This window comes from Pantoea sp. YR525, from assembly GCF_900116775.1.
In the GTDB taxonomy this organism is placed as follows: Bacteria; Pseudomonadota; Gammaproteobacteria; order Enterobacterales; family Enterobacteriaceae; genus Pantoea; species Pantoea symbiotica.
In genome coordinates this window covers 34,624-56,620 of sequence record NZ_FPBU01000006.1, presented here as the reverse complement: position 1 = coordinate 56,620, position 21,997 = coordinate 34,624, and the positions used below count along the sequence as shown (strand labels likewise).

General features: G+C 51.9%; 20 protein-coding genes. 11 read left to right on the top strand and 9 right to left on the bottom strand.

Translation table 11 applies throughout. From position 1 onward, the window contains the following. Positions 1-55: 55 nt before the first annotated feature. On the top strand, positions 56-1,030 hold the full coding sequence (gene uvsE / locus BM323_RS13290) for a UV DNA damage repair endonuclease UvsE (RefSeq protein WP_036649022.1): 975 nt from the start codon (positions 56-58) through the stop codon (positions 1,028-1,030). Here uvsE and BM323_RS13285 read toward each other — a convergent pair. The 3 genes from BM323_RS13285 to BM323_RS13275 are packed head-to-tail and all read right to left on the bottom strand — an operon-like array spanning position 1,017 to position 3,263. After that, the gene (locus BM323_RS13285; RefSeq protein WP_008106883.1) at positions 1,017-1,490 is read right to left on the bottom strand and encodes an outer membrane lipoprotein YfiB; all 474 of its coding nucleotides are present in this window, start codon (positions 1,488-1,490) and stop codon (positions 1,017-1,019) included. The two genes, uvsE and BM323_RS13285, sit on opposite strands and share 14 nt — an antisense overlap. Then, a complete protein-coding gene (locus BM323_RS13280) occupies positions 1,487-2,701 on the bottom strand; it encodes a diguanylate cyclase DgcN/YfiN (protein ID WP_008106879.1) in 1,215 nt (404 codons plus the stop codon). Before BM323_RS13280 ends, BM323_RS13285 begins: the two co-directional genes overlap by 4 nt. A gap of 1 nt (position 2,702) precedes the next feature. Continuing rightward, the gene (locus tag BM323_RS13275) at positions 2,703-3,263 is read right to left on the bottom strand and encodes a regulatory sequestration protein YfiR (RefSeq protein WP_036649019.1); all 561 of its coding nucleotides are present in this window, start codon (positions 3,261-3,263) and stop codon (positions 2,703-2,705) included. A 472-nt stretch (positions 3,264-3,735) separates the two neighbouring features. On the opposite strand from BM323_RS13275, the gene BM323_RS13270 reads away from it, so the two are divergent. Further along, entirely contained in the window at positions 3,736-5,796 is a 2,061-nt protein-coding gene (locus tag BM323_RS13270; protein WP_008106876.1) for an FUSC family protein, read from the top strand. A gap of 29 nt (positions 5,797-5,825) precedes the next feature. Here the strand turns inward: BM323_RS13270 and BM323_RS13265 are convergent, their stop codons facing one another. Both BM323_RS13265 and ascF read right to left on the bottom strand, forming a co-directional pair. Continuing rightward, on the bottom strand, positions 5,826-7,262 hold the full coding sequence (locus BM323_RS13265) for a 6-phospho-beta-glucosidase (RefSeq protein ID WP_091003776.1): 1,437 nt from the start codon (positions 7,260-7,262) through the stop codon (positions 5,826-5,828). Between the two features lie 11 nt (positions 7,263-7,273). Then, the gene (gene ascF, locus BM323_RS13260) at positions 7,274-8,725 is read right to left on the bottom strand and encodes a PTS cellobiose/arbutin/salicin transporter subunit IIBC (RefSeq protein WP_008106872.1); all 1,452 of its coding nucleotides are present in this window, start codon (positions 8,723-8,725) and stop codon (positions 7,274-7,276) included. 250 nt (positions 8,726-8,975) lie between these two features. On the opposite strand from ascF, the gene BM323_RS13255 reads away from it, so the two are divergent. The 3 genes from BM323_RS13255 (at position 8,976) to BM323_RS13245 (ending at position 13,146) form a co-directional block, all read left to right on the top strand. Continuing rightward, positions 8,976-9,995 carry a LacI family DNA-binding transcriptional regulator gene (locus BM323_RS13255; protein WP_008106870.1) on the top strand — a complete coding sequence of 340 codons (1,020 nt, stop codon included), beginning with the start codon at positions 8,976-8,978 and terminating at the stop codon, positions 9,993-9,995. A 203-nt stretch (positions 9,996-10,198) separates the two neighbouring features. Continuing rightward, entirely contained in the window at positions 10,199-11,269 is a 1,071-nt protein-coding gene (locus BM323_RS13250; RefSeq protein ID WP_008106868.1) for an acyltransferase family protein, read from the top strand. 515 nt (positions 11,270-11,784) lie between these two features. After that, complete coding sequence (locus tag BM323_RS13245) at positions 11,785-13,146, top strand: GntP family transporter (protein ID WP_008106866.1); 1,362 nt, start codon at positions 11,785-11,787, stop codon at positions 13,144-13,146. A 113-nt stretch (positions 13,147-13,259) separates the two neighbouring features. Here the strand turns inward: BM323_RS13245 and BM323_RS24735 are convergent, their stop codons facing one another. Together BM323_RS24735 and BM323_RS13235 are read right to left on the bottom strand one after the other, a co-directional pair. Then, positions 13,260-13,541: a double zinc ribbon domain-containing protein gene (locus BM323_RS24735; RefSeq protein ID WP_071531661.1), complete on the bottom strand. Its 282-nt coding sequence runs from the start codon at positions 13,539-13,541 to the stop codon at positions 13,260-13,262. A gap of 12 nt (positions 13,542-13,553) precedes the next feature. Beyond that, on the bottom strand, positions 13,554-13,871 hold the full coding sequence (locus tag BM323_RS13235; RefSeq protein WP_008106864.1) for a YdgH/BhsA/McbA family protein: 318 nt from the start codon (positions 13,869-13,871) through the stop codon (positions 13,554-13,556). Between the two features lie 297 nt (positions 13,872-14,168). Here BM323_RS13235 and BM323_RS13230 point away from each other — a divergent pair, with 297 nt between their 5' ends. The 3 genes from BM323_RS13230 to BM323_RS13220 are packed head-to-tail and all read left to right on the top strand — an operon-like array spanning position 14,169 to position 18,195. Further along, complete coding sequence (locus BM323_RS13230; protein WP_254773263.1) at positions 14,169-16,076, top strand: heavy metal translocating P-type ATPase; 1,908 nt, start codon at positions 14,169-14,171, stop codon at positions 16,074-16,076. After that, complete coding sequence (locus BM323_RS13225; RefSeq protein ID WP_008106859.1) at positions 16,076-16,711, top strand: carbonic anhydrase; 636 nt, start codon at positions 16,076-16,078, stop codon at positions 16,709-16,711. The genes BM323_RS13230 and BM323_RS13225 overlap by 1 nt, the downstream gene beginning before the upstream one ends. After that, a complete protein-coding gene (locus tag BM323_RS13220; protein WP_008106855.1) occupies positions 16,708-18,195 on the top strand; it encodes a SulP family inorganic anion transporter in 1,488 nt (495 codons plus the stop codon). The genes BM323_RS13225 and BM323_RS13220 overlap by 4 nt, the downstream gene beginning before the upstream one ends. Positions 18,196-18,234: 39 nt before the next feature. Here BM323_RS13220 and BM323_RS13215 read toward each other — a convergent pair whose 3' ends face one another. Further along, positions 18,235-18,954, bottom strand: coding sequence for a dienelactone hydrolase family protein (locus tag BM323_RS13215; protein WP_008106853.1), 720 nt, complete (start codon positions 18,952-18,954; stop codon positions 18,235-18,237). Positions 18,955-19,109: 155 nt separating this feature from the next. Beyond that, positions 19,110-19,499, bottom strand: a complete 390-nt coding sequence (locus BM323_RS13210; protein WP_008106851.1) for an acyl-CoA thioesterase — start codon at positions 19,497-19,499, stop codon at positions 19,110-19,112. 230 nt (positions 19,500-19,729) lie between these two features. Between BM323_RS13210 and BM323_RS13205 the strand changes: the two genes are divergently transcribed. The 3 genes from BM323_RS13205 to argE are packed head-to-tail and all read left to right on the top strand — an operon-like array spanning position 19,730 to position 21,997. Next, entirely contained in the window at positions 19,730-20,155 is a 426-nt protein-coding gene (locus BM323_RS13205; protein WP_008106850.1) for a RidA family protein, read from the top strand. A 13-nt stretch (positions 20,156-20,168) separates the two neighbouring features. Further along, positions 20,169-20,843 (top strand): DUF1028 domain-containing protein, encoded by a 675-nt coding sequence (locus tag BM323_RS13200; protein WP_008106848.1) that lies wholly within the window; start codon positions 20,169-20,171, stop codon positions 20,841-20,843. An 8-nt stretch (positions 20,844-20,851) separates the two neighbouring features. After that, positions 20,852-21,997, top strand: a complete 1,146-nt coding sequence (argE, locus tag BM323_RS13195; protein ID WP_008106846.1) for an acetylornithine deacetylase — start codon at positions 20,852-20,854, stop codon at positions 21,995-21,997.

Genomic DNA, 21,997 nt, shown 5'->3' with positions numbered 1-21,997 from the left:
CGTGCACATTCCCAAATAACAGCTAAGCTTTCAGGCTGATTAAATGGGGGATGAAATGAAATTAGGCTTTGCTTGTAAGTATCTGGATCAACAGGCTAAACAGCCGTATCCCTTCAAAAGCACCACGCGCACGCGCTTCCTCGGCCTTGACGATGATTCACGCATCACGTTGCTGAACCAGCTGGCGCAAAACAATCTGCACAATCTCCTTCTCACGCTCGAACAGCTTGCCACTCAGCCGGACGCGCTGCGCATGATGCGCATCGGCAGCGATCTTTTGCCGCTGTATACTGTGCCGGAAGCCACGCAGCTATATGGTGAATTATTGCCCGATTTCACACCGTTATTACGTCGCTGCGGCGAGCTGGCGCGTGCCAATAATATCCGTCTGTCATTCCATCCCGGCCAATATACGGTGCTGGCATCCGATAACGATGGCGTGGTCGATCGCGCCATTGAGGATGTGGAATATCATGCCACCTGCGCGGTATTAATGGGTTATGGCCGCCAGTTTCAGGATTTCAAAATCAACATCCATATGAACGGCAAAAAGGGCTATGAGGGATTTCGCGCCGCGTTTTTGCGGCTGAGTCCTGAAGCGCGCAATATGCTGACGGTTGAGAATGATGAAATATCCTGTTCGCTGGACGATGTGTTGCAGGCGCGTGAGTTGTGTCCGGTGGTGTTGGATATTCACCATCATTGGGTGAAAGAGAATCACTATATTCAGGCAGACGATACGCGCATCGCGCTGATAAAAGAGTCGTGGCGCGGAGTAAGGCCAGTTTTGCACTATTCAATTGCGCAGGAAGGTCTGATTCCCGATCACGGTTTTCCGGATCAGCAGGATTTGGCGGTGTCGAAAAGCAAACTTCGCGCCCATGCCGATTATTACTTCAATCAAAGCTTAAATGATTGGGCGCTGTCGTTTAACGCCTTCGATATTATGTGCGAAGTGAAGATGAAGAATTTAGCGCGCGACCGCCTTTATGATTATGCGATTGCGCGCCAGATTATCACGGCGCCGTAATCACAATCGCCACGCGGCGATTTTGCGCGCGGTCCTGCGCATTGTTATTGCTGGCAATCGGTGCGCTCATACCTAATCCGCGCGTAATAATATTTTCGCGCGGAATCGCGGCGCCTGCTGCCCATTGTGTTGCGACGGCGTTGGCTCTTTTCAATGAGAGTTGCTGGTTGTAATCCGCTTTGCCGTAATTATCGGTATGACCGTCGATACGCACATGGTTAATGCCGGTCGACGCCAGATTTTTCGCCATCGACTGAATATTCTCTTTGCTGGCGGGAGTGAGTTGCACTTCATTGACGCCAAACAGGATTTTGTCCGACAAGCCTAATCCCCAGCCTTCAGTATTTTGGCTGAATCCGGCATTGCGCATTGCCGCAATCTGCTCGTCACTGAAACGTCCCTTTGTCTGGCAACCGACCAGCGCTAACACACACACCATCAGGAAAATTTTCATCTTCATATCCGCACCTTACTCATTCCCTTGTTTTTGTACATGTTCATATCTGCGCGTTCCAGAATCGACTCAACGGTATCACCGTGCTGCGACCAGGCGTAACCAATGGTCACCGAAGTAGAAATCGGTGTGCCTTCCGCAATAATGATTTTCTGGCTGATCGATTCGCTAATATCCTGCATCAACAACTGCAGTTGTGCGTCGCTGGCGCGGCTGCTTATCAGCATGGCAAACTCATCGCCGCCTAATCGGGCGACCAGATCCTGCTTATAAGCCAATGTCGAAAGCCGTGAACCAATGGCTTTCAGCACCTCATCACCGGCCGCATGGCCCCAATTATCGTTGATGCTTTTAAAGCGATCGCCATCGAGAAACAGCAAAACGAAGCGCTCTTTCGCCAATTGCTGATCGAGCAACTGTGTTAAGCGCGCCACAAAGGCGGCGCGATTGGCGAGGCCGGTCAAAGGATCTTCCAGCGCTTTAGCCGCCAGCGTGCGGTTATCGCGCATCAGAGAAGCCTGCAGCGTCTGCATTTCTGTCAGCAACGAGTTGAGGTCATTTGAAAACAGCTGAAACTCGCGCGTCGGACTCTCTGGAATACGTAAGGAAAAATCACCGGAATGAATCACATAGTGGATCGAGCTGGTGATGTTGCGCAGCGAGGCGAGAATGCCGCGATGGAGAAACTCACTCAGCAGGAATGAAATGATTAATACACATAGCATGCCGCTGGTCAGAATCATCAGCGAATAACGAATGAAATCAGCCGCGCCGGTCACCGTACCTTCCAGCGTCAGCGTACCGACATTGGTTTCAGAGTGGATAATATTAACGCTAAACGGTTTGAGATAAATCCACTCACGTAATAAACGCGGATACCAGCCGGTTTGTTCCTGTTGATCATGCCAGTCAACTAAAACGGTTTGATCGTCAGTCACTAATTTCGCCGAATCAAACATACCTTCATTGCCGAGACGCGCGATTTTATTATGCGCGTCGTAGCTGTCTTCAAAAACCGTGGCGGCGGTCAGCGTGGTGCTGAGCGTGGCGGCAATTAATTCGAGGTTTCTTTTCTCGTAGCTTTTAATAAACAGCAGGGAAGTCGATGAGAGCAACAGCCAGCACAGCAGTAAAATAACCGCCGAGTTTATGGTGCTGATCTTGCGCAACTTGTTGCGAATCGATGATTTATCGTTGATTGAATTTTCTAATTTCATCTTATTTGCTTCCATTGCGGGACAGCAACAACACGTCCGGACTCACCTTGACGCCGCTCCTGGCAAGCGAATCAAGGTTAACTGAGAACAGCGTGTGATCTGATTTAAAAATCAGGCAGAAAGCCGCCCCGACAGTACATTCCGCATTGTTCTCTGCAAGGGTTAATACCGCTTTACCCTTGAAGTGATTTAACAGTTCTAACTGTTGTTCTGGTGTCTGATCGCCAAAATAGACCGCATCGCAATGCTGCGTAGCCAGTTCACTCTCGCTGGAGAGATAAACCACGCTGAACGGTACCGCTGAGGGCACTTTATTTTGTGGCAGCGAAAGATGCTGTGCAGAAGAAAATACGCAAAGCTGAGGCGTGCCGGTTAATCCCGGCCAATGGGTAAAACTAATAATGCCGCTGACAATGCGATTGGCTTTATCGTCTTTTATTTCAGCAATTGCTGAGCGAGAAATAAACAGCAGCAGAAAAAGGGCCGTAATGACGATTTTGCAAATGTGGAGCAGGGAAAGCAGCACGTCGGCTTCCCGATGAATTTGATGTTTACGTAACATACTGCGTTCCCGAAAGTTCTTCGCATTATTCAGCGCGCAAATATTACCATCGCTGCGGTTAAAAAAGTACACATGTCCCCCGTAGGGTCGCCATTCATGGCGACCTTGCATGCATAAATGCACACCCTGAGAAAATCCCAGCGATATTAGTACCTGTCGATGCGCGAAATTATTTTATGGATAAACGGCCAAAAAGGGCGCATTTCGCCAAAATGTGATCCAGCACACATTTATCGACCTGATAACTAATGTGCGTTAATGCGGCTCAAAACGCTGATGATGAGTAATTTTGCAACAATACGGCATCTTTTTCGTGATATAGCATTAGCCTCGCTTACGCATTCGCGCCGCAAACAAACCACGCGATGAACATGGTTTTCGATTACGAAACAATTCGACATATTTATCGAGGTGAGGCTTTTTCACATTCTGGCAGGATACGCAACATTCAGTACATCCTGGTCACCGTGTCATGCAGTGGTTTTCAAAAAACGCCGTTTTTTTTGCTGTAAAAACCTGTCTGGCCGCCTTTCTGGCACTCTATTTCGCACTTGAACTTAACCTGGATAAACCGGCCTGGGCGGTTACCACGGTTTTGCTCGCGTCGCAGCTCTATTCCGCCTCAACCATTTCCAAATCGGTGTTTCGCCTGCTGGGCACCTTATTAGGCGGCGTGTTTGTCTTCTTTATCTTTCCGCCGACCGTGCAGCATCCGCTGCTGTTCTGTTTCTGCATTTCGCTGTGGGTTAGCGTTTGCCTCTATCTTTCGCTGCACGACCGCACACCGAAAAGTTACGTGTTTATGCTGGCCGGTTACAGCGCGGCGATCATGGGTTTCCCGGAAGTCACCACGCCGCTGTCGATCACCAGTACGGTGATTTCCCGGATAGAAGAGATCACACTCGGCATCGTCTGCAGCAGCCTGGTGCACGCGCTGCTGTTTCCGGTGTCGATGCGCAGCCTGCTGGAGCAGAGTGTCAGCCACTGGTATCTCAACGCACGCAAGCTGTGCAGCGATCTGCTTTCTGGCATTCCCAGCGACAGTTCGCCCGAGCGTGACGACATTCTGATCCGCATGGCGACCCATCCGCAGCAGGTAGAAGTGCTGATCACTCATTGCGTCTATGAAGGTGATGCCGCGCGGCGACTGATTCGGCTGGTGAGCGTGCAGTATCAACATCTTTCCTATTTGATCCCAACGTTAACGGCCATCGAGATGCGCCTGCAGCGGCTCTCCACACTGCAAATCGCCTTTCCGGAAAACGTGGCGCAGACCTTTCAGCTGTTTCTGCAGTGGCTCAACAACGGTGAAGCGGTAGGGGAAACCAGCGGCATTCAACAGACGTTGAGTGATTGCCAGGCTGAAATTAATCTCGCCTGGCAAAATGGCGAATTGCCCACCGAAAACTGGCTGCTGTTTACCGGATTAATGGAGCGGCTGGCGGATTTCGTGCGCATTGCGGGTGCTTATCAAAGCGTTGGCGGATTGGTGAGCGATCTCTCGGGCGACACTACACTGGCGCGCGGCAAACGCACGCACCGTTTTTTCGATAAAGGATTAATCCGGCTGTCGGCATTAACCGCGTTCTGTGCCACCTTTGGTTCCTGCTTGTTGTGGATGGGAACGGGCTGGCGTGATGGCGCATCGGCGCCGGTGATGGCGGCAATTCTCTGCTCATTGCTCGCCAGCCAGGATACGCCGCTGACGTCGATGAAGCTGTTTGTGCGTGGCGTCATTGTGGCAATCATTATCAGCGTGATTTACGTGGCGCTTTTGATCCCGCAAGCCACCTCATTCGAAGCCCTGATGATTTGCCTCGCGCCCGGCCTGATGCTGCTGGCGCTGATGATTGCGCGTCCCTCCACCAACATGATTGGCCTGAGCGTGGCGATTCAGATCCCCGGCTTTATTGGCCTTGGCCACCATTTAAAACCCGATCTGGTGCTGCTGATCAACAACGCGATTGCCACCATGGCGGGCGTAATGTTTGCAGTCATCATCACCGCCATCATGCGCAACAAACGTCCCTCATGGACCGCGCGCCGCGCCGTGCGGCAAGGTCTGCGCGAGCTGCTGCGCTTTATTAAAGAGACCGAACGAAACGGTTCGTCACTGCTGGGACGTCAACGCTTTATCAGCCTGATGCTGGATAAAGTGAACGTGGTGTTGCCGCGTTTACGCCTCGATCCGCATCCCGATATGCGTTCGGCTGGCATGTTGCTCAAGGAAGTGTGGCTGGGCGTTAACAGCTTTGACTATTACGCGCGCCATAAGGAGTTGCTGCAGCAATATCAGCTGGATAGCGGTCAGATGTTTCATGAGCTGGCGCTGTTTCTCAAGCGCCGCCTAAAGTCGCTGCAAACGCCGCCGCATGCGGATTTGCAGGAGGAGCTGGATTTGCTGCTGCTGAAGCTGGAACAACTGGCGAAACGCGACGAAAGGGTGCTAACGCCGCTGTTCCATCTGTTCAGTATTCGGCTCTATCTGTTCCCGCAACAAGCGTGGCCAACCGCAACGCCGCGCCGCACTTAGTAGGGGCGCCATTCATGGCGACCACCTATTTAAATCGCGTCCAGATTTCGCCCGTTGCTGGCGATCACCTGCTTGTACCACCAGAACGATTTCTTGCGGATGCGTTCAAGGCTGCCGTTGCCTTTATCATCACGATCAACATAAACAAATCCGTAACGCTTACTCATTTCGCCGGTCGATGCCGCCACCAAATCGATGCAGCCCCACGTGGTATAGCCGATCAGCGGGATGCCATCGGCAATCGCTTCGCCCATCGCCTGAATGTGTTCCTTCAGGTAGCTGATGCGGTAATCATCGTGAATCTCGCCGTCGGCGTTGATTTCGTCGTGCGCGCCGAGCCCGTTTTCCACCAGGAACAGCGGCTTCTGGTAGCGGTCATACATCATGTTCATGGTGATGCGCAGGCCGAGCGGATCGATGCCCCAGCCCCAATCGCTGCGTTTGACATGCGGATTGGTCAGCGATTTCACCACGTTGGCGGCGCTGCTGTTTTGCTCGTTCATCTCTGCCGAGGCGCAGCGTGAGGCGTAATAGCTGAAGGAGACGAAATCGACGGTGTGACGCAGCGTGGCGGCATCTTCCGGTTCCATCGCAATCTCCACGCCTTTCTCGCGGAACACCCGCGCGGCATAGGAAGGATAAGCGCCGCGCGCCTGCACATCGATAAAGAACAGGTTTTCGCGATCCTTCTCCAGCGCCGCCCACACGTCTTCCGGCTTGCACGACCACGGATAGAAATTGCCGCCCGCCAGCATGCAGCCAACCTGATTTTCCGGGTTAATTTCATGGGCGATTTTGGTCACCAGCGCGCTCGCAACCAGCTCATGATGCGCCGCCTGATACTTCACCTGCTCCGGGTTTTCGCCCGGTTCGAACACCAAACCTGCGCCAGAAAACGGGCTGTGCAGCAGGATATTGATCTCGTTAAAGGTCAGCCAATACTTCACCAGACCGTTGAATTCTTCAAAGCAGGTACGCGCGTAGCGGCTGAAAAATTCGATCATTTTACGATTGCGCCACGAACCGTATTCGGTCACCAGATTCATTGGTACATCGAAGTGGCACAGCGTCACCAGCGGCGTGATGCCATATTTCTGGCACTCTTCAAACAGGCTGCGATAGAACGCAATGCCTTCCGCGTTGGGCGTCAATTCATCGCCCTGCGGATAAATACGGCTCCAGGCAATCGAGGTGCGGAACACGGTGAAGCCCATTTCCGCCATCAGCGCGATATCGTCTTTGTAGCGACGGTAAAAATCGATGGCGTCATGGCTTGGGTAATATTCATCACTGCGCAGTGCGAAGCGCTTCTCCTGACCCAGCTTTACCGGCATGCGATGCGCGCCGTGCGGGATCATATCCACCGTGGTCAAGCCTTTACCGCCCGCCAGATAGCTCCCCTCTGACTGATTGGCGGCTAACGCGCCGCCCCACAAAAATCCCTCTGGAAATGTCACTTCAGACATAAAAACCTCTTTTACACCTTGGATAAATTAACGTTGCCGGGTTTGGCCTCATCCGTTACCGGCTTAGCCTGCGCGGGCTCGGTGACCGGAATATCTTCAAAGCCGAGAATCAACGTAAGAATGAAGGAGAGCACCACCGACAGCACCATCACGCCGCCGACCCACACGATGCTCATCGGATTGGTGGGATCGAAAAACTGCACGCTGGTGAACAGGCCGGGCGAGGCCATCGAATGGCTGGCGAGTCCGCCAATCCCGGCCACCGCGCCGCAAATAAAGCCACTGATCAGGCTGGCGATCAGCGGGCGTTTCAACCTGACCGCTACGCCATACAGCGCCGGTTCAGAGATGCCCGCGACAATCGCCGATGCCGCCGCCGCAAACGCGGTTTGACGCAGTTCAGGGTTCTTGGTTTTGAACGCCACCGCCAGCGATGAACCGCCCAGCGACAGATTGGCACCGATTTCTGACGGCATAACCATACCTTCTTTGCCGGTTTCGGCGATGGTTTGAATGATGGTTGGTGTAAATACGCGATGCATACCGGTCATCACCAGCAGCGGCCACAGCGCGCCCATAATCGCCACCGACAACCAGCCAAGATAGCCGTGAATGGTGTAAACCAGCGCCGAAATGCCGCTACCAATCCAGATGCCGAGCGGTCCGATCAGCACAATAGCAATCGGTGCAGCCACCAGCACAATCAGCATCGGCTTAAGGAAGTTCTTGGTAACCGCCGGCGTGATGCGATCAATCCAATATTCGATGTGAGACAGGATCCACGTCATCACCAACGCCGGAATTACCGTGTAGGTGTATTTCACCGCCGTCACCGGGATATAGGCAAATTCCACCGCCTGGCCTTGCGCCGCTTTCGCCATCAAATCGACAAAGTTGGGATGCACCAGCACGCCCGCGATAGCAATCGCCAGCGACATGTTGGTTTTGAATTTCAGCGCGGCTGAAGCGGCCACCATAATCGGCAGGAAGAAGAACGCGCCGTCACCGATCACGTTGAGGATGATCAGCGTCGAGGAGCCTTTCTCCAGCACGCCGCTCATCTCCAGCACCATCGCCAGCAGCTTCACCATCGAGCCACCAATGATCGCCGGGATCAGCGGCGACATGGTGCCCACCAGCGCATCCAGAATCCCGGCACCGATGCTGCGCAGGGTGATTTTGCGTTTCACTGGCGCTGAGCCATCGCTGTTCGGTGTGCCGAGCTTCAACACTTCCTGATAGGCGAGGTTCACGTTGTTGCCAATGATCACCTGACATTGTGTATCGGTATGCACCACGCCCATCACGCCGGGAATGGCTTTCAGCACGGCGTTATCAATGTGCGCACTGTCTTTCACCACGAAACGCAGGCGCGTCATGCAATGCGTCACCGCTTCGATATTGTTCAGGCCGCCGAGCGCAGCCACGATGGCGCGCGAGACGTCCGCATAATTTTTAGCCATGGATTTTTGATCTCTGATTATTTGGTAGAGGTACAGCGGTTTTCTGCGTGATTTTTAATCATGAGAAACCGGTTTCACAAAATCATGAAGATGTGATGTAAACCAGGCAAGAGAATTAAAATTCAATGATTGAAAGTGTGAAGTTGATCGCTGAGGGTGAAAGGGCATTTATGGCGCGATTGCAGAAAAATTGCCGTACATTTCGTCGCTTAGGTACACTGATGCGATGAGCATGAAAAAAGAGTGAAACATGGCGACCATAATTGAGGTGGCAAAAGTAGCCGGCGTATCAAAAGCGACCGTTTCACGCGTGTTGTCTGGCAATGGTTATGTCAGTCAGGAAAAACGCGAGAAGGTGTATCAGGCGATTGCCGCCACCGATTTCCGCCCTAACTTGCTGGCGCGCAACCTGGCGACCAAATCCAGCCAGACGATTGGGCTGGTGATCACCAACACCTTGTATACCGGCAGCTACTTTACCGAGTTGATGCAGCACTCCGCGCGCCTGATGGAACAGCAGGGCCGTCAGCTGCTGTTGGTGGATGGCAAACACAGCGCCGAAGAGGAGCGCGCGGCCATTCAGTTTCTGCTCGATTTGCGTTGTGATGGCGTGATTATCTATCCGCGTTTTCTCACCACCGATGAAATGGACAGCATCATCGCGCAGCACAAACATCCGATATTGGTAATCAACCGCCGTCTGCGTCAGCACGACAGTTACTGCATCTACTCCGATCAACAGCGCAGCAGCAGCGCTGCGGTGGAGCAGCTGATTGCGCTGGGTCATCGCGATATTGCCTTTATCACCGGTTCGCTGGATTCGCCGACCGGGCGCGAACGTTTGGCGGGCTACCAGGCAGCGCTGACCAAACATGGCATTCCAATGAATGATGCGCTGGTGGTCGAAGGAAAATGGCAGGCGCAAAACGGCATGACAGCAGTGGAACAGTTGCTGAAGCAGGGCAGGAATTTCACGGCGCTGGTGGCCAGCAACGATGATATGGCGGTAGGCGCATTAAAAGCGCTGGCGGCAGCGCAGATTGCGGTGCCTGCTCAAGTGGCAGTGATCGGGTTCGACGATATCCCGTTGGCGCCGTTCACTATTCCAGCATTATCCAGTGTGAAAATGCCGGTTACCGAGATGATTCAGGAAACCATTGAACGCCTGATTTCCATGCTGGATGGCGGCGAAATGCGCAATGACAAAACCTTTTCCGGTGAATTAATTGTGCGTGAATCTGTCGGGCCGGGACCGCATCACAATCTGTAATGGAAAATTTGAGTTTCTGATTCCATTAATTTAGTCACTGATATTTGATGGGAATCTTTTTATTTCTCCATTAATGAGTGGCTTTGTTTTTTTAAAGAGACTCTTATTTTATTCTGCTTTAATCAGAATTAGCCTGATTGATTGTAAAACTCTGTCAGTGTTAATTTGACTTTACTCTTCCAGTCATCTTTCCTGAGGGAATTATGCACGCACGTATAACGCACCTTGATGGTATGCGCGGCCTGGCGATCCTGTTAGTTATCGGTTACCACGCTTACGCGCGATGGCCGGAATTATTGCCTTATGTCGCACAAACACAACATATCCCACTTTTCAGCTTTGGCTGGCTTGGCGTAGAACTGTTTTTCATGATCTCGGGATTTGTCATTTTTATGACGCTGGATAAATCGCAGAGTTATGTCAGTTTCCTGAAGAAGCGCTGGCTGCGCCTGTTTCCCGCCATGTTTATTGCCAGCATGCTGCTGTTTGCGGTAGGCGGTTTCTTTCCGGAATGGTCAGCGATGACGCCTTACGTCAGGAATCTGCTGCCTGGCTTAATATTTACCAATCCTGAAACCCTAACGCAATTAACCGGCATTGAATTTAAATCGATGGCGGGATCGTTCTGGTCGCTGTATGTCGAGGCGGTTTTCTATCTGATTATTGGCGCCGTCTACTTTACCCTGGGCCGGAAATATTGTTTGCCTGCTTTGCTGGTGCCAATGCTGCTGTTATCTGCTTCGTCGGTATTAAAATCGCTTGGGCATCCGCTGCTGATTGATATTATTTCTAAGTTTGGCTTTATTCATTATTCGTGGTTTATGGTCGGCTGCCTGGTTTATGAACGTATGCACGGCCGCGATAAACTGTTCCATTATGCGATTGTCGCCGTGGCGATGCTGATTAACTTCAGCTATTTCGTCAAAAATGCCGGCGCGATAACTGTGATTCCATTGCTGATGGTGATGTTGTTCTTTGTCGCCAGTTTCTACTCAAAGCAGATGGAGCGCTGGCTTTCAATACGCTTCCTGACTGCTGTTGGATTTGCCAGTTATGCATTTTATCTGATTCATGAAAACCTGATGATCGCCACGCTGATTAAACTTAACGTCTATATCAAAAGTGAAGTTGTCATGCTGCTGATGCCTATCGTGGTGGCCACAGTGCTGTACTACATTGCTTTCCTGATCACCAAATATGCCGAACCGGCACTGCGAAATATGCTGAAGGGGAAACGCATCCCCGCGGCACCGCAATCTGGCGCGGGAGCTTAGTACACAACATATCCTTCTTCCCCATCCCTGGCGTGATTATCGCCGGGGATTTTTCTATCACTTCTCACGCTCCACTATCAACACTCTTCATATCCCACCTGCGCTTTAACATATTTTCACACGCTTATGAACCTTCACCATCGCCATCGTGCAAATACAAACTCACCCCTTCGGGTTAGGCGTTGGCCCGTGGGGCTAAGCCGGTTTGTAGAGATATGAAAGGTAATGTGAAGAATTGTTATTTCAAGCGTTTTACGGTGGGTTTTGTGAAGCCTGACACGTTTATTTAACAACAAAGCTGTCAGGATTCACACTAACAAACAAATATTAACGTAATTTAACAAGGAGGGTTGCGAGTGCTACACATCAATACGGTGGTAAGCGGTTTGGGTCATTGATTTTTAAAAAGTAACCCACCGTACGGTTCATATCCCGTTGGGATGAGTCGTTTTTTAGCTTCACATTGCGCCAACACCATTTTTACCTGCTGAAAAAAATTATTAGAGGTCTTACTGATGTCTACGACGTTGTTGTTAACCATCGCGCTGGCAAGCGTGATTTTGCTGTTACTTCTGGTGATAAAAGCAAAAGTTCATCCCTTTATTGCTCTGCTGGTTTCCAGCTTGTTTGTGGCGATAACCACCGGAATTCCTACCGGCGAGATCATGAAGGTGATTCTCGGCGGCATGGGCGGGTTGCTCGGTAACATCGCGCTGATTATTGTTCTGGGCGCGATACTCGGAGCGATTATTGAAGCATCAGGCGGTGCGGATGCGCTGGCCAATCGCTTCGCGAAGCTGTGCGGACCACAGCGCATGGTAGCGGCATTGACCACGGTGGCTTTTATCCTTGGCTTACCGGTGTTCTTTGATGTTGGCTTTATCATTGTGGTACCGCTGATTTACGGCTTCACCAAGGTGCTGCGAGTATCAACGCTGAAGTTTGGTTTACCGATGGCCGGCATGATGTTGATGGTCCATGTCACCGTGCCAACCCATCCCGGCCCAGCGGCGGCCGCTGCGCTACTGAATGCGGATTTGGGTTGGTTGATGCTGCTGGGCATTGCGCTTTCAATTCCCGTCGGTGTGGTTGGCTACTTCGCGGCCAAAGCGATTAATCGCAAAAATTACGCGTTGTCAGTTCAGGTGCTGGAGCAGCTGCAATTAACTGAAAGCAGCGAGAAGACGTCATCCAGCGAGGAAAAACAAAATGTGCCGGGCGCGTGGGTGATCTCCGGCTTGATCGTTCTGCCTATTTTCCTGATTACCTTGGGCACGCTGCTCCCGCCATACTTAACCCCAGACAGTTTGTTACTGAACACCTTAACCTTGCTCGGCTCGCCAGGTATTGCTTTGCTGGTGACTGTAGCGTTAGCCGCATGGTTGCTGGGTATTCGCCGTGGCTGGACGAAAGATAAGATTGAAAGCTTATCGAATAACGCCATTTCAACTGCGGCAGGCGTAATTTTGGTATCCGGCGCGGGCGGTGCATTTGGCCGCGTGCTGGTTGAATCTGGCGTCGGTAAAGCGCTGGCGGGTTCGCTGCAAACCATTAATCTGCCGCTCATCCCAGCCGCATTTATCCTTTCGTTAGCGCTGCGCGCCTCACAAGGTTCCGCCACCGTTGCCATCGTCACCACCTGCGGCTTGTTAAGCACCGCTGCCGCCGGGCTGGGTGACATGCAGCTGGTATTGGTCGCGCTGGCAGCATGCTTCGGTGCGCTGGGCTTGTCGCATGTCAATGATTCCGGCTTCTGGGTGGTCACGCGCTATCTCGGCTTGTCGGTTGCAGATGGCTTGAAAACCTGGACGGTGCTGACCACGATCATGGGATTATGTGGTTTTGCGCTGACCTGGCTGATTTGGTCGTTTATTTGATAGTAAGGGCAGGATGGCTCATCCTGCCCATTACGCTTATCTCACCCTGAATAAATAAAAAGACCAGACTCTTGCTCGCTGGTCTTTTTATCTTATAGCTCAATGAATATCAGTTAACCTTTGCGCTTCTGCAATCCGCACCTATTGCAGAATGTCGCCACCGGTGAAATCACATTGTTGCAGTTGGGGCAGATGGCATTGGTTTCGCCACCACACTTTCCGCAAAAGCGATCGTCTTTATTGCATTGGTATTGGCAATATGGGCAAGGTAGCGTCAGGGATTCATTAGCAGAGGGGGAATATCTGCTGGAATCACTACCCTTGTGATGATGATGTCCATGTCCGCCATGGTGCCCACTTGCAATGCCCGCAAAGAGTGATTTGAATAATCCCATTACACATCATCCCTAATTATTTTTCGCCATATTATTTCTCGGCGAATAAATGGCTGCATTCGCACTCCAGAAACCATTGTTCATCATTTGCAGGCGAGTTACATAATACCCAACGGCTCCACGTTTTTGCGCTTCAATTCTGATTGACTCAAGCACTTCTTCAGAAGTTCTTCTTTGGTTGGTAAAGGAGATGTCACCAATATGCTCCCAGTTTCCCCCCTTTGTTTCCTTGTAAGAAATTTCAACCGGAAAATTATCCTGCGCTTGAGAAATTACGGGTAAAATCAATGTAGTAGCAAACATTGCGACAGCAAGCATCATTTTTTTCATATTACACTCTCCATTTGCGCCTGGTATTCAGGCTTCCGCTTTTAGTTTTGCATTAAATATACCCGGTCGGGCAACATGTAAACGTCATTATTTACATGAATTTAGTAATTGCATTTATTTTGACGCGTAAAGCAATTTATATTTCGTTTAGTGATGGGGTCTTTGTTTATTTAATTCATGTCGTTATGTTTGTTGTAATAAAACCTTCATGTAATTATTTGTAATTCACATTGAGCGATTGGAATGATCTGTTGTTTATCTTCACTCTCGACATGTGTCGCTAATTTGGAGCTGAAGGTGAAAAAGAACATAATATTTAGATCTGGTTCAAATGATTTATTTAAACCTATTGCTGGCTTTTCAATTCTGCTGCTGACTGCCTGGTCTATGCAGATTCTCTCAATCAGATTTTCACAACTGCTCTTTATATTTTTCGTACTCTTTGCGTTGTGGCCAGTTGCCCGTAAAGCATGGAGGAAATCTCTGGAAGGCAATATTTTCAGCATGGAAACCTTAATGAGTTTCGCATCGCTGGGGGCATTGATGATCAATGCCGTACACGAAGCGGCAGTGGTGCTTTGGCTGTTTCATATCGGTGAAAGTCTTGAGCATTACGCTACGCAGCGAGCGCGAGCGGGGGTTTCTTCTCTGATGGCCATAATGCCGGAAACCGTCATGCTTTTGGATGATGGAATCTTGAGGGCGGTACCCGTTAGTCAATTGAAGCCAGGTGATGAAATTGAAATTGCGCCCGGCGGTAGGTTACCGGCTGATGCCATTTTGCAGGACAGCATGGCCGCATTCGATGAGAGTGCATTGACGGGAGAATCTCTTCCGGTGGAATACGCAAAAGGACAACAGATTTATGCCGGTAGCGTAATCGTTGATCGTGTTTGTCGGTTCATCGTCACCTCTGAACAAGGCTGTAACGCCATTGATCGCATTCTGAAATTGATTGATGAAGCCGATGCGCATAAATCACCGACAGAACGATTCATTGATGTGTTCAGCCGCACCTACACGCCGATCATTGCTCTGCTCTCCATGATGGTGATGATTATTCCTCCCTTTTTCTACGACCAACCCTGGGATATGTGGTTCTACCGGGGATTGGCGGTGATGTTAATCGGCTGTCCCTGTGCGCTGGTGATCTCAGTGCCTGCCGCAATTACCTCCGGTTTGGCTGCGGCAGCCCGTCGCGGGATTCTGATTAAAGGGGGAGCCGCATTAGAGAAGTTGGCCGAGATAAAAGTTATCGCCATGGACAAAACAGGCACGTTGACAGAAGGGCGTCCAACAGTGGTTTGCGTTATCACTGATAAACCCGACGATGAAGACCGGGTGTTAAGCCTCGCCGCAGGTGTAGAGGAGGGATCATCCCATCCGCTGGCGCAAGCCATTATCCGTCAAGCCAGAAAGCGCTTTAATGATTATCCGATTGCTGGCAATCGCCAGGCGTTATCTGGTCAGGGGGTAAAAGGCGATATTGATGGTCGGGACGTCAACGTCATGGCACCTACGTTTGCGCCGCCATTCGCACCTGACAGCATCTTGCAGGGTGAAACTGAGCGTTTGCAGGATGCCGGATTAACGGTGGTGGTGGTCGCATTAGAGAATGTGCCGCTGGGCATTATTGCACTGCAGGATACGTTGCGTGTAGACGCCAAAAAAACCATTCAGGCTTTAACCGCTATGAATGTTGATAGCCTGATGCTGACAGGTGATAACCCACGAGCGGCTGCGGCTATCGCCGGACAACTTGGGATGAAATATCAGGCTGGTTTGTTACCCAGGCACAAAGTGGAAGCGGTCTATCTGCAACAAATCGCAGCGCCAACGGCCATGGTTGGTGACGGTATCAACGATGCGCCTGCATTGCGGGCGGCAGATATTGGCATTGCGATGAGCGGCGGAACCGACGTCGCCCTCGAAACCGCCGACGTCGCGCTAACGCATGATCGCCTTGCTGGATTACCTGAGCTTCTGCATTTAGCCCGCCGCACCCGAACCATCATTGGTCAGAATGTGACGATCTCAATTGGCTTAAAAATCATTTTTCTCCTGACCAGCATGCTCGGTGTTACCGGGCTTTGGGTGGCTATTCTGGCCGATTCGGGTGCCACGGTGGTGGTAACGTTTAATGCGCTCAGATTATTACGCACTGAGAAAACGCTGCCACAAATGATCCTAAAGGAGAATAGCTAATGCCTAACGCCACATTAGAACTCCTGCTGGCGCGTAACCGCATCCACGCGGCGCGCGTCAGTCGTCACGACGCCGAATACTTTTCCCGTCATGAGGCGGGGCAAGCGCCACGTTGCCTGTGGATTGGCTGTGCTGATAGCCGGGTGCCGGTAGATACTTTGGTTCAGGCATCGCCGGGTGAATTATTTGTGATGCGTAATGTCGCGAATCAGGTGCTGGCAGAGGACGACAGCATTATGAGCGGCATTGAATATGCTCTGAATACGTTGCGAGTAGATACCGTGATCATTTGCGGCCATACCCACTGCGGCGGTGTTGATTTTGCCGGTTTGATGGCAGTGGTACCGGGCGAAGAAAAAAAGGATACGCCACTCACCCGACAGATGTTCCCTCTCAGCCAGGCCTTGCGCCAGCAGATCAAACAGCATCCGGAGTGGAGGCAGTTATCCAAAGATCACCTCAAACGATTCTTTGTAGAAGCTAACGTGCGTCAGCAGATTGTACATTTGCAGCAAACTTCGCTGTTTCAATCGGCAAAACGGCAGCGCCCGCTGGAGATTTTTGGCTGCATTTATGATTTAAAAACAGGGATTCTGGACGTTTTGTCGGATGAGAACGGAGAGAACACTCTATGAAGACGCCTCTTTTTTCTTATTTAGCGACGGTGAAACAGGATGTATTTGCTGGCGTGGTAGTGTTTTTGGTGGCGTTACCGTTATGTTTGGGGGTGGCTCAGGCAAGCGGCATGCCGCCTTTGGCGGGTCTGCTCAGTGGAATTATTGGCGGTTTACTGATTACAGCCATCAGTCCTTCTCCGCTCTCCGTCAGTGGGCCAGCAGCAGGAATGATAGCGCTAGTGGTGACGAGCATTGCAACACTCGGCAGCATATCCGCCATGTTAGTTGCGCTGATTCTGGCGGGAGCACTTCAGATTGCGGCGGGGCTATTTCGTTTAGGCCGGTTGGCCGGCTTAATCCCCGGAACCGTGATTCGTGGTTTGCTGGCGGGCATTGGCATTTTACTTATCGTTCAGCAGATACCTGTCGCGTTTGGTTATGTACCAGACAGACCAGCAGGCAGTCAGATTTCGCTGCATTTTTTCCATGACATCACCGGCGGATCGGTGCTGATTATGGCGGTGAGTTTGGTGTTGCTTGTCCTGATGGAGATGCCACGATTTAAGCAAAGCCGATGGTCTGCGCTGCCAGCACCACTGGTCGTTGTATTGTGGGGAATAGTGGCGCAATTTTTATTATCCACTTCAGAAGGTTGGCAGTTACCATTATCGCAGCGGGTGCAGCTGCCTGACTGGTCATGGGATGAAGCATGGCCACTCTCAGCGCCCGATTGGTCGGCATTATCACAGCCTTCGCTCTATCAGATTGCTTTCAGTCTTGCTCTGCTGGCAAGCCTGGAAACCTTACTCAGCCTCGAGGCGACGTCACGTATAGATCCCCTCAAGCGCGCACCGCACTCCGATCGTGAACTGGTTGCGCAGGGCGCAGGTAATATGGTGAGCGGCTTATTGGGAGGTCTGCCGCTAACGGCGGTTATTGTGCGTAGTTCTGCGAATGTGTATGCCGGCGCTCGCACGCGTTTTTCGGCGATCTTTCACGGTCTGCTCCTGGCATTGAGCGCGCTGTTACTGGGCCCGATATTGAATACGATCCCCTTTGCCAGCCTTTCCGCCATTCTAATTTTCACCGGTTTTAAACTCGCCTCTCCGTCATTGTTCATCAGAGAATGGCGGCAAGGTAAGACGCTGTTCATTCCCTTTATGGTTACGGTGACTGGAATTGTCGGAATAGGCCTGCTGCAAGGTATTGGTCTTGGCGTATTGTGCCAGCTATTAATCAGCGTCATGAAAGCCGAGAAAAATACTTTAACGCTCACACAGCACGGCAGCATTCATTTACTGCGTATTCACCAGAACATTACCTTCATCAGTAAACCCGAACTTTGCCGCTTATTAGACAGTATCCCCAATGAAAGTACTGTCTATATTGAGGTGGCTGATGGCATCACGCTGGCACCCGATCTCCGCGAGGCGATACAAGCATTTGCATCGCAGGCAGAACAACGCAAGCTCACGTTGTTTTTGCCAACTATGATGCAGTGATTTTATTTACGGGTCGCCATCAAAGGCGACCCATACTGTTTAAAACACTTCGTCCAGCAACTGATACATTCGCTTGAATGCACGCTGCGTCACTTCAGGATGATATTGCGCGACGCCTTCATTATTGGCTTTCGGATCAGTGAAGGAGTGCACCGCACCGGCAAAACTCGCCAGCTGCCAATCCACCCCCTTGCTGTTCATCTCATTTGCGAATGCCGCCAACTGCTCGCGCGGCACCAGCGGATCGGCAGCGCCATCCAGCACCAGCAGCGATGCGCTAATGGTGTTGCCCGCGTAACTGCCGGTGGTATCCAGCGTGCCATGGAAAGAGACGGCGGCTTTAATATCCGCACCGCTGCGCGCTAACTCAAGTGCGCAATGTCCACCAAAGCAGAAACCGATCGCCGCGACTTTTGTGGCGTCAACTGCTGCCAGAGTTTGCGTGCGCAATGCCGCCAGCGCTGCCTGCATACGTTCCACTTCGGCCGGCTTATCTTTCACCGCCATCATCATCGCGCCAGCTTCATCGCCAGATGTTGGGCGCTGGCCCTGGCCGTACAAGTCAGCGACCAGCACCACATAACCGTTGGCGGCGATGGTCTTGGCCTGCGCAACGGCATCCTCAGTGGCACCCATCCAGTTTGGCGCCACTAAAATGCCCGGCTGCGGTGCCTGATGATCTGCAGCGAAAACTAAATATCCTTCGAACGTGTCGTTGCCAACCTGGTAAGAAAGGGAAGAAGCCGTGATGTTGCTCATTTATTCAACTCGTTGGTTATCAATTGAGGAAATTGAAGAAGTTACAGAGAATGGATAATTAAGCAACTGGCTGTCCTGGCGACCGCATAAAATGTTTGTTTCGCACATTGGTATTCGTAGGGTCGCCATTCATGGCGACCCTTACCAAAACCGCATCAAGCATCCGCTAACGCATTCATCACCGCATCAGGCATGGAAGGGCGTCCATTCTGCAGGCAGGTGGCAACAAAAGTCGCATCGGCATACACCACGCCATTGACCAGAATCTGTTGCACAAAATTGACGCGATTGCGTTTCTCATTCTTCGCCAGCTCACAGGTCACTTCAACCTTGTCACCTTTCACCAGGCTCTTACGAAAGCGCAGGGAGTACTCCAGCACCATGTAAATTTTGCCCTGCTTAAACTCTTCTTCCATATCGATACCCAGGGCTTCACGCATGTAAGCATGGCGCGTCCACTCCATATAAAACGGATAGTAGAGGCCATCGACCACGCCCTGAAAATCGATATGTTTTTCATCAACCTCATACTGCTTTGTAAACATTTTTTATCCTTATCTGAGAGTTAGGTGAAGAAGGAGGGTGGTATACCTCAGAACGCGCGTCCGGTAAACGTCGGTTAGGCGACTGGTGATGATGGTCACAATTTAATGCTAAAAATCATCACCGTGAGCTCCTTCGGATTTTCTAAAGCAACACCTCGGTTAATGCTGTTTTCGCTGCCAGGCGTGGGAAGGTATACCTTGCGCAAATCCTTTTCGCATAGCAGGCAAGCATGACCACACATACTCGCATCCGTAAATTCAACACCAAAGAAACCTATCCCAATCAGGCACTGGATAACGATCTCTGTCAGGCGGTGCGCGCGGGCAACACCGTGTATGTCCGTGGGCAGATTGGCACCGACTTTGCGGGCAATTTGGTGGGATTAGGCGATCCCGCCGCGCAAGCCGAGCAGGCGATGAAGAACGTTAAACAGCTACTGGAAGAAGCGGGCAGCGACTTGTCGCACATCGTCAAAACCACCACTTACATCATTGACCCACGTTATCGCGAGCCGGTGTATCAGGTGGTCGGCAAATGGCTGAAAGGCGTGTTTCCCATCTCCACCGGCTTGGTGATTTCCGGTTTAGGTCAGCCGCAATGGTTGATGGAAATCGATGTGATCGCGGTTATTCCAGACGATTGGCAAGCGGAATAAGAGGCAGGCGACGATGACGTTATCCATTGTGGGACGCTGCGATCAAACCGGTCAAATCGGCATTGCCATTAGCTCATCCAGCATTGCGGTGGGCGCACGTTGCCCATGGCTACGCTCAGCGGTGGGTGCAGTATCAACCCAAAACATCACTTTACCGACGTTAGGTCCGCGCATTCTTGATCGCCTGCAACAAGGCGATAGCGCAGAAGCCGCGCTCAAAGCCGGTTTAGCCAGTGATGATTATCACCATTTTCGCCAGGTGACGGTGTTAGCTGCGAATGGCCAAACGGCCTGCTTTAGCGGCGATAAAACCCTGGGAATCAATAACGCGCAAACCGGTCATCACTGTGTTGCGGCGGGCAATCTGCTGGCTAACCCTGCGGTGATTCCGGTGATGGTGAGCGCCTTCGAGCAGCATTCCGGGCATTTAGCCGAGCGCTTAATCGCGGCGATGCAAGCGGGTATGCAGGCCGGCGGCGAAGCGGGGCCGGTGCACTCCTCTGCATTGTCGATCGTTGATGATCAGGTATGGCCGATTGTCGATCTGCGTGTTGACTGGACGGACGGCGATCCGATTGGCGAACTCGAGCAGCTGTGGCTGGCCTATCAGCCACAAATGAACGATTACGTGACGCGCGCCATCGATCCAACGCAGGCACCCAGTTACGGCGTGCCAGGCGACGAGTAGGAGTTCCTATGTTTACCAGCCGACAACTGCTTGAAAAGCTGGTGGCGTTTGACACCACCAGCCGTGAATCCAACCTGGCATTGATCGATTTCGTCTGGCGTTACCTGAGTGATTTGGGTGTCAGCTGTGAGCTAATCCACAACGCGGAACGCAGTAAAGCCAATTTGTATGCACGCCTTGGACCCGCTGGCGATGGCGGCGTGATGCTTTCTGGCCACAGCGATGTGGTGCCGGTGGATGGACAAAACTGGAGCGTGCCGCCGTTTGCTCTCACCGAACGTGACGGCAAGTTATACGGGCGCGGCACCGCCGATATGAAAGGCTACATCGCCTGCATGCTGGCGGCAGTGCCCCACTTTCTGGCGCAACCGCTGACACAGCCGTTGCATTTGGCGATCTCCTACGACGAAGAAGTCGGCTGCCTTGGCGTGCGCACCTTGCTGGAGGCGCTGGCGCAGCGTGCGGAAAAACCGGCTATCTGCCTGATTGGTGAACCTACCGAACTGCAACCAGTGCTGGGTCATAAGGGCAAATTGGGCATGCGCTGTGAAGTGAAGGGCGCGGCTTGCCATTCGGCCTATGCGCCGCAGGGCGTCAATGCTATCGAATATGCCGCGAGATTGATTCAGCAGTTAACGGCGATGGGCGAGCGGATGGCACAACATCGGGATTCTCGTTTTGATCCGCCGTTTACCACCGTACAAACCGGCATCATCAGCGGCGGCCGCGCATTGAACATTGTGCCCGCCGAATGCGCCTTTGATTTCGAAGTGCGCACCTTGCCGCAGGATGATGCGCAAGCCATCGCCGCTGAGCTCGAGGCGTTCGCACAAGCAGAACTTTTGCCGCGCATGCAAGCCATCGCAGCGGACAGCGCGATCCGTTTTTATCCGATTAGCGGCTATCCAGGATTATTGACCGATGCCCAAAGTGAGGCCGCGCGACTGATCGCCTATTTAACCCAATCCAGCGACTTCAGCACCGTGGCATTTGGCACCGAAGGCGGATTGTTCCATCAAGCCGGTATTCCCAGCGTGATTTGCGGGCCGGGCAGCATGGCGCAAGGTCACAAACCCGACGAATTCATCAGCATCGCGCAGTTGGAAGCCTGTGACGCCATGTTGCAGCGCTTAGCCGCATGGATGAGTAAATAA

Coding starts and splice junctions, on each gene's coding strand:
- uvsE (WP_036649022.1), top strand. CDS start 56: ATGAAATTAGGCTTTGCTTGTAAGTATCTGGATCAACAGGCTAAACAG.
- BM323_RS13285 (WP_008106883.1), bottom strand. CDS start 1,490: ATGAAGATGAAAATTTTCCTGATGGTGTGTGTGTTAGCGCTGGTCGGT.
- BM323_RS13280 (WP_008106879.1), bottom strand. CDS start 2,701: ATGAAATTAGAAAATTCAATCAACGATAAATCATCGATTCGCAACAAG.
- BM323_RS13275 (WP_036649019.1), bottom strand. CDS start 3,263: ATGTTACGTAAACATCAAATTCATCGGGAAGCCGACGTGCTGCTTTCC.
- BM323_RS13270 (WP_008106876.1), top strand. CDS start 3,736: ATGCAGTGGTTTTCAAAAAACGCCGTTTTTTTTGCTGTAAAAACCTGT.
- BM323_RS13265 (WP_091003776.1), bottom strand. CDS start 7,262: ATGTCTGAAGTGACATTTCCAGAGGGATTTTTGTGGGGCGGCGCGTTA.
- ascF (WP_008106872.1), bottom strand. CDS start 8,725: ATGGCTAAAAATTATGCGGACGTCTCGCGCGCCATCGTGGCTGCGCTC.
- BM323_RS13255 (WP_008106870.1), top strand. CDS start 8,976: ATGGCGACCATAATTGAGGTGGCAAAAGTAGCCGGCGTATCAAAAGCG.
- BM323_RS13250 (WP_008106868.1), top strand. CDS start 10,199: ATGCACGCACGTATAACGCACCTTGATGGTATGCGCGGCCTGGCGATC.
- BM323_RS13245 (WP_008106866.1), top strand. CDS start 11,785: ATGTCTACGACGTTGTTGTTAACCATCGCGCTGGCAAGCGTGATTTTG.
- BM323_RS24735 (WP_071531661.1), bottom strand. CDS start 13,541: ATGGGATTATTCAAATCACTCTTTGCGGGCATTGCAAGTGGGCACCAT.
- BM323_RS13235 (WP_008106864.1), bottom strand. CDS start 13,871: ATGAAAAAAATGATGCTTGCTGTCGCAATGTTTGCTACTACATTGATT.
- BM323_RS13225 (WP_008106859.1), top strand. CDS start 16,076: ATGCCTAACGCCACATTAGAACTCCTGCTGGCGCGTAACCGCATCCAC.
- BM323_RS13220 (WP_008106855.1), top strand. CDS start 16,708: ATGAAGACGCCTCTTTTTTCTTATTTAGCGACGGTGAAACAGGATGTA.
- BM323_RS13215 (WP_008106853.1), bottom strand. CDS start 18,954: ATGAGCAACATCACGGCTTCTTCCCTTTCTTACCAGGTTGGCAACGAC.
- BM323_RS13210 (WP_008106851.1), bottom strand. CDS start 19,499: ATGTTTACAAAGCAGTATGAGGTTGATGAAAAACATATCGATTTTCAG.
- BM323_RS13205 (WP_008106850.1), top strand. CDS start 19,730: ATGACCACACATACTCGCATCCGTAAATTCAACACCAAAGAAACCTAT.
- BM323_RS13200 (WP_008106848.1), top strand. CDS start 20,169: ATGACGTTATCCATTGTGGGACGCTGCGATCAAACCGGTCAAATCGGC.
- argE (WP_008106846.1), top strand. CDS start 20,852: ATGTTTACCAGCCGACAACTGCTTGAAAAGCTGGTGGCGTTTGACACC.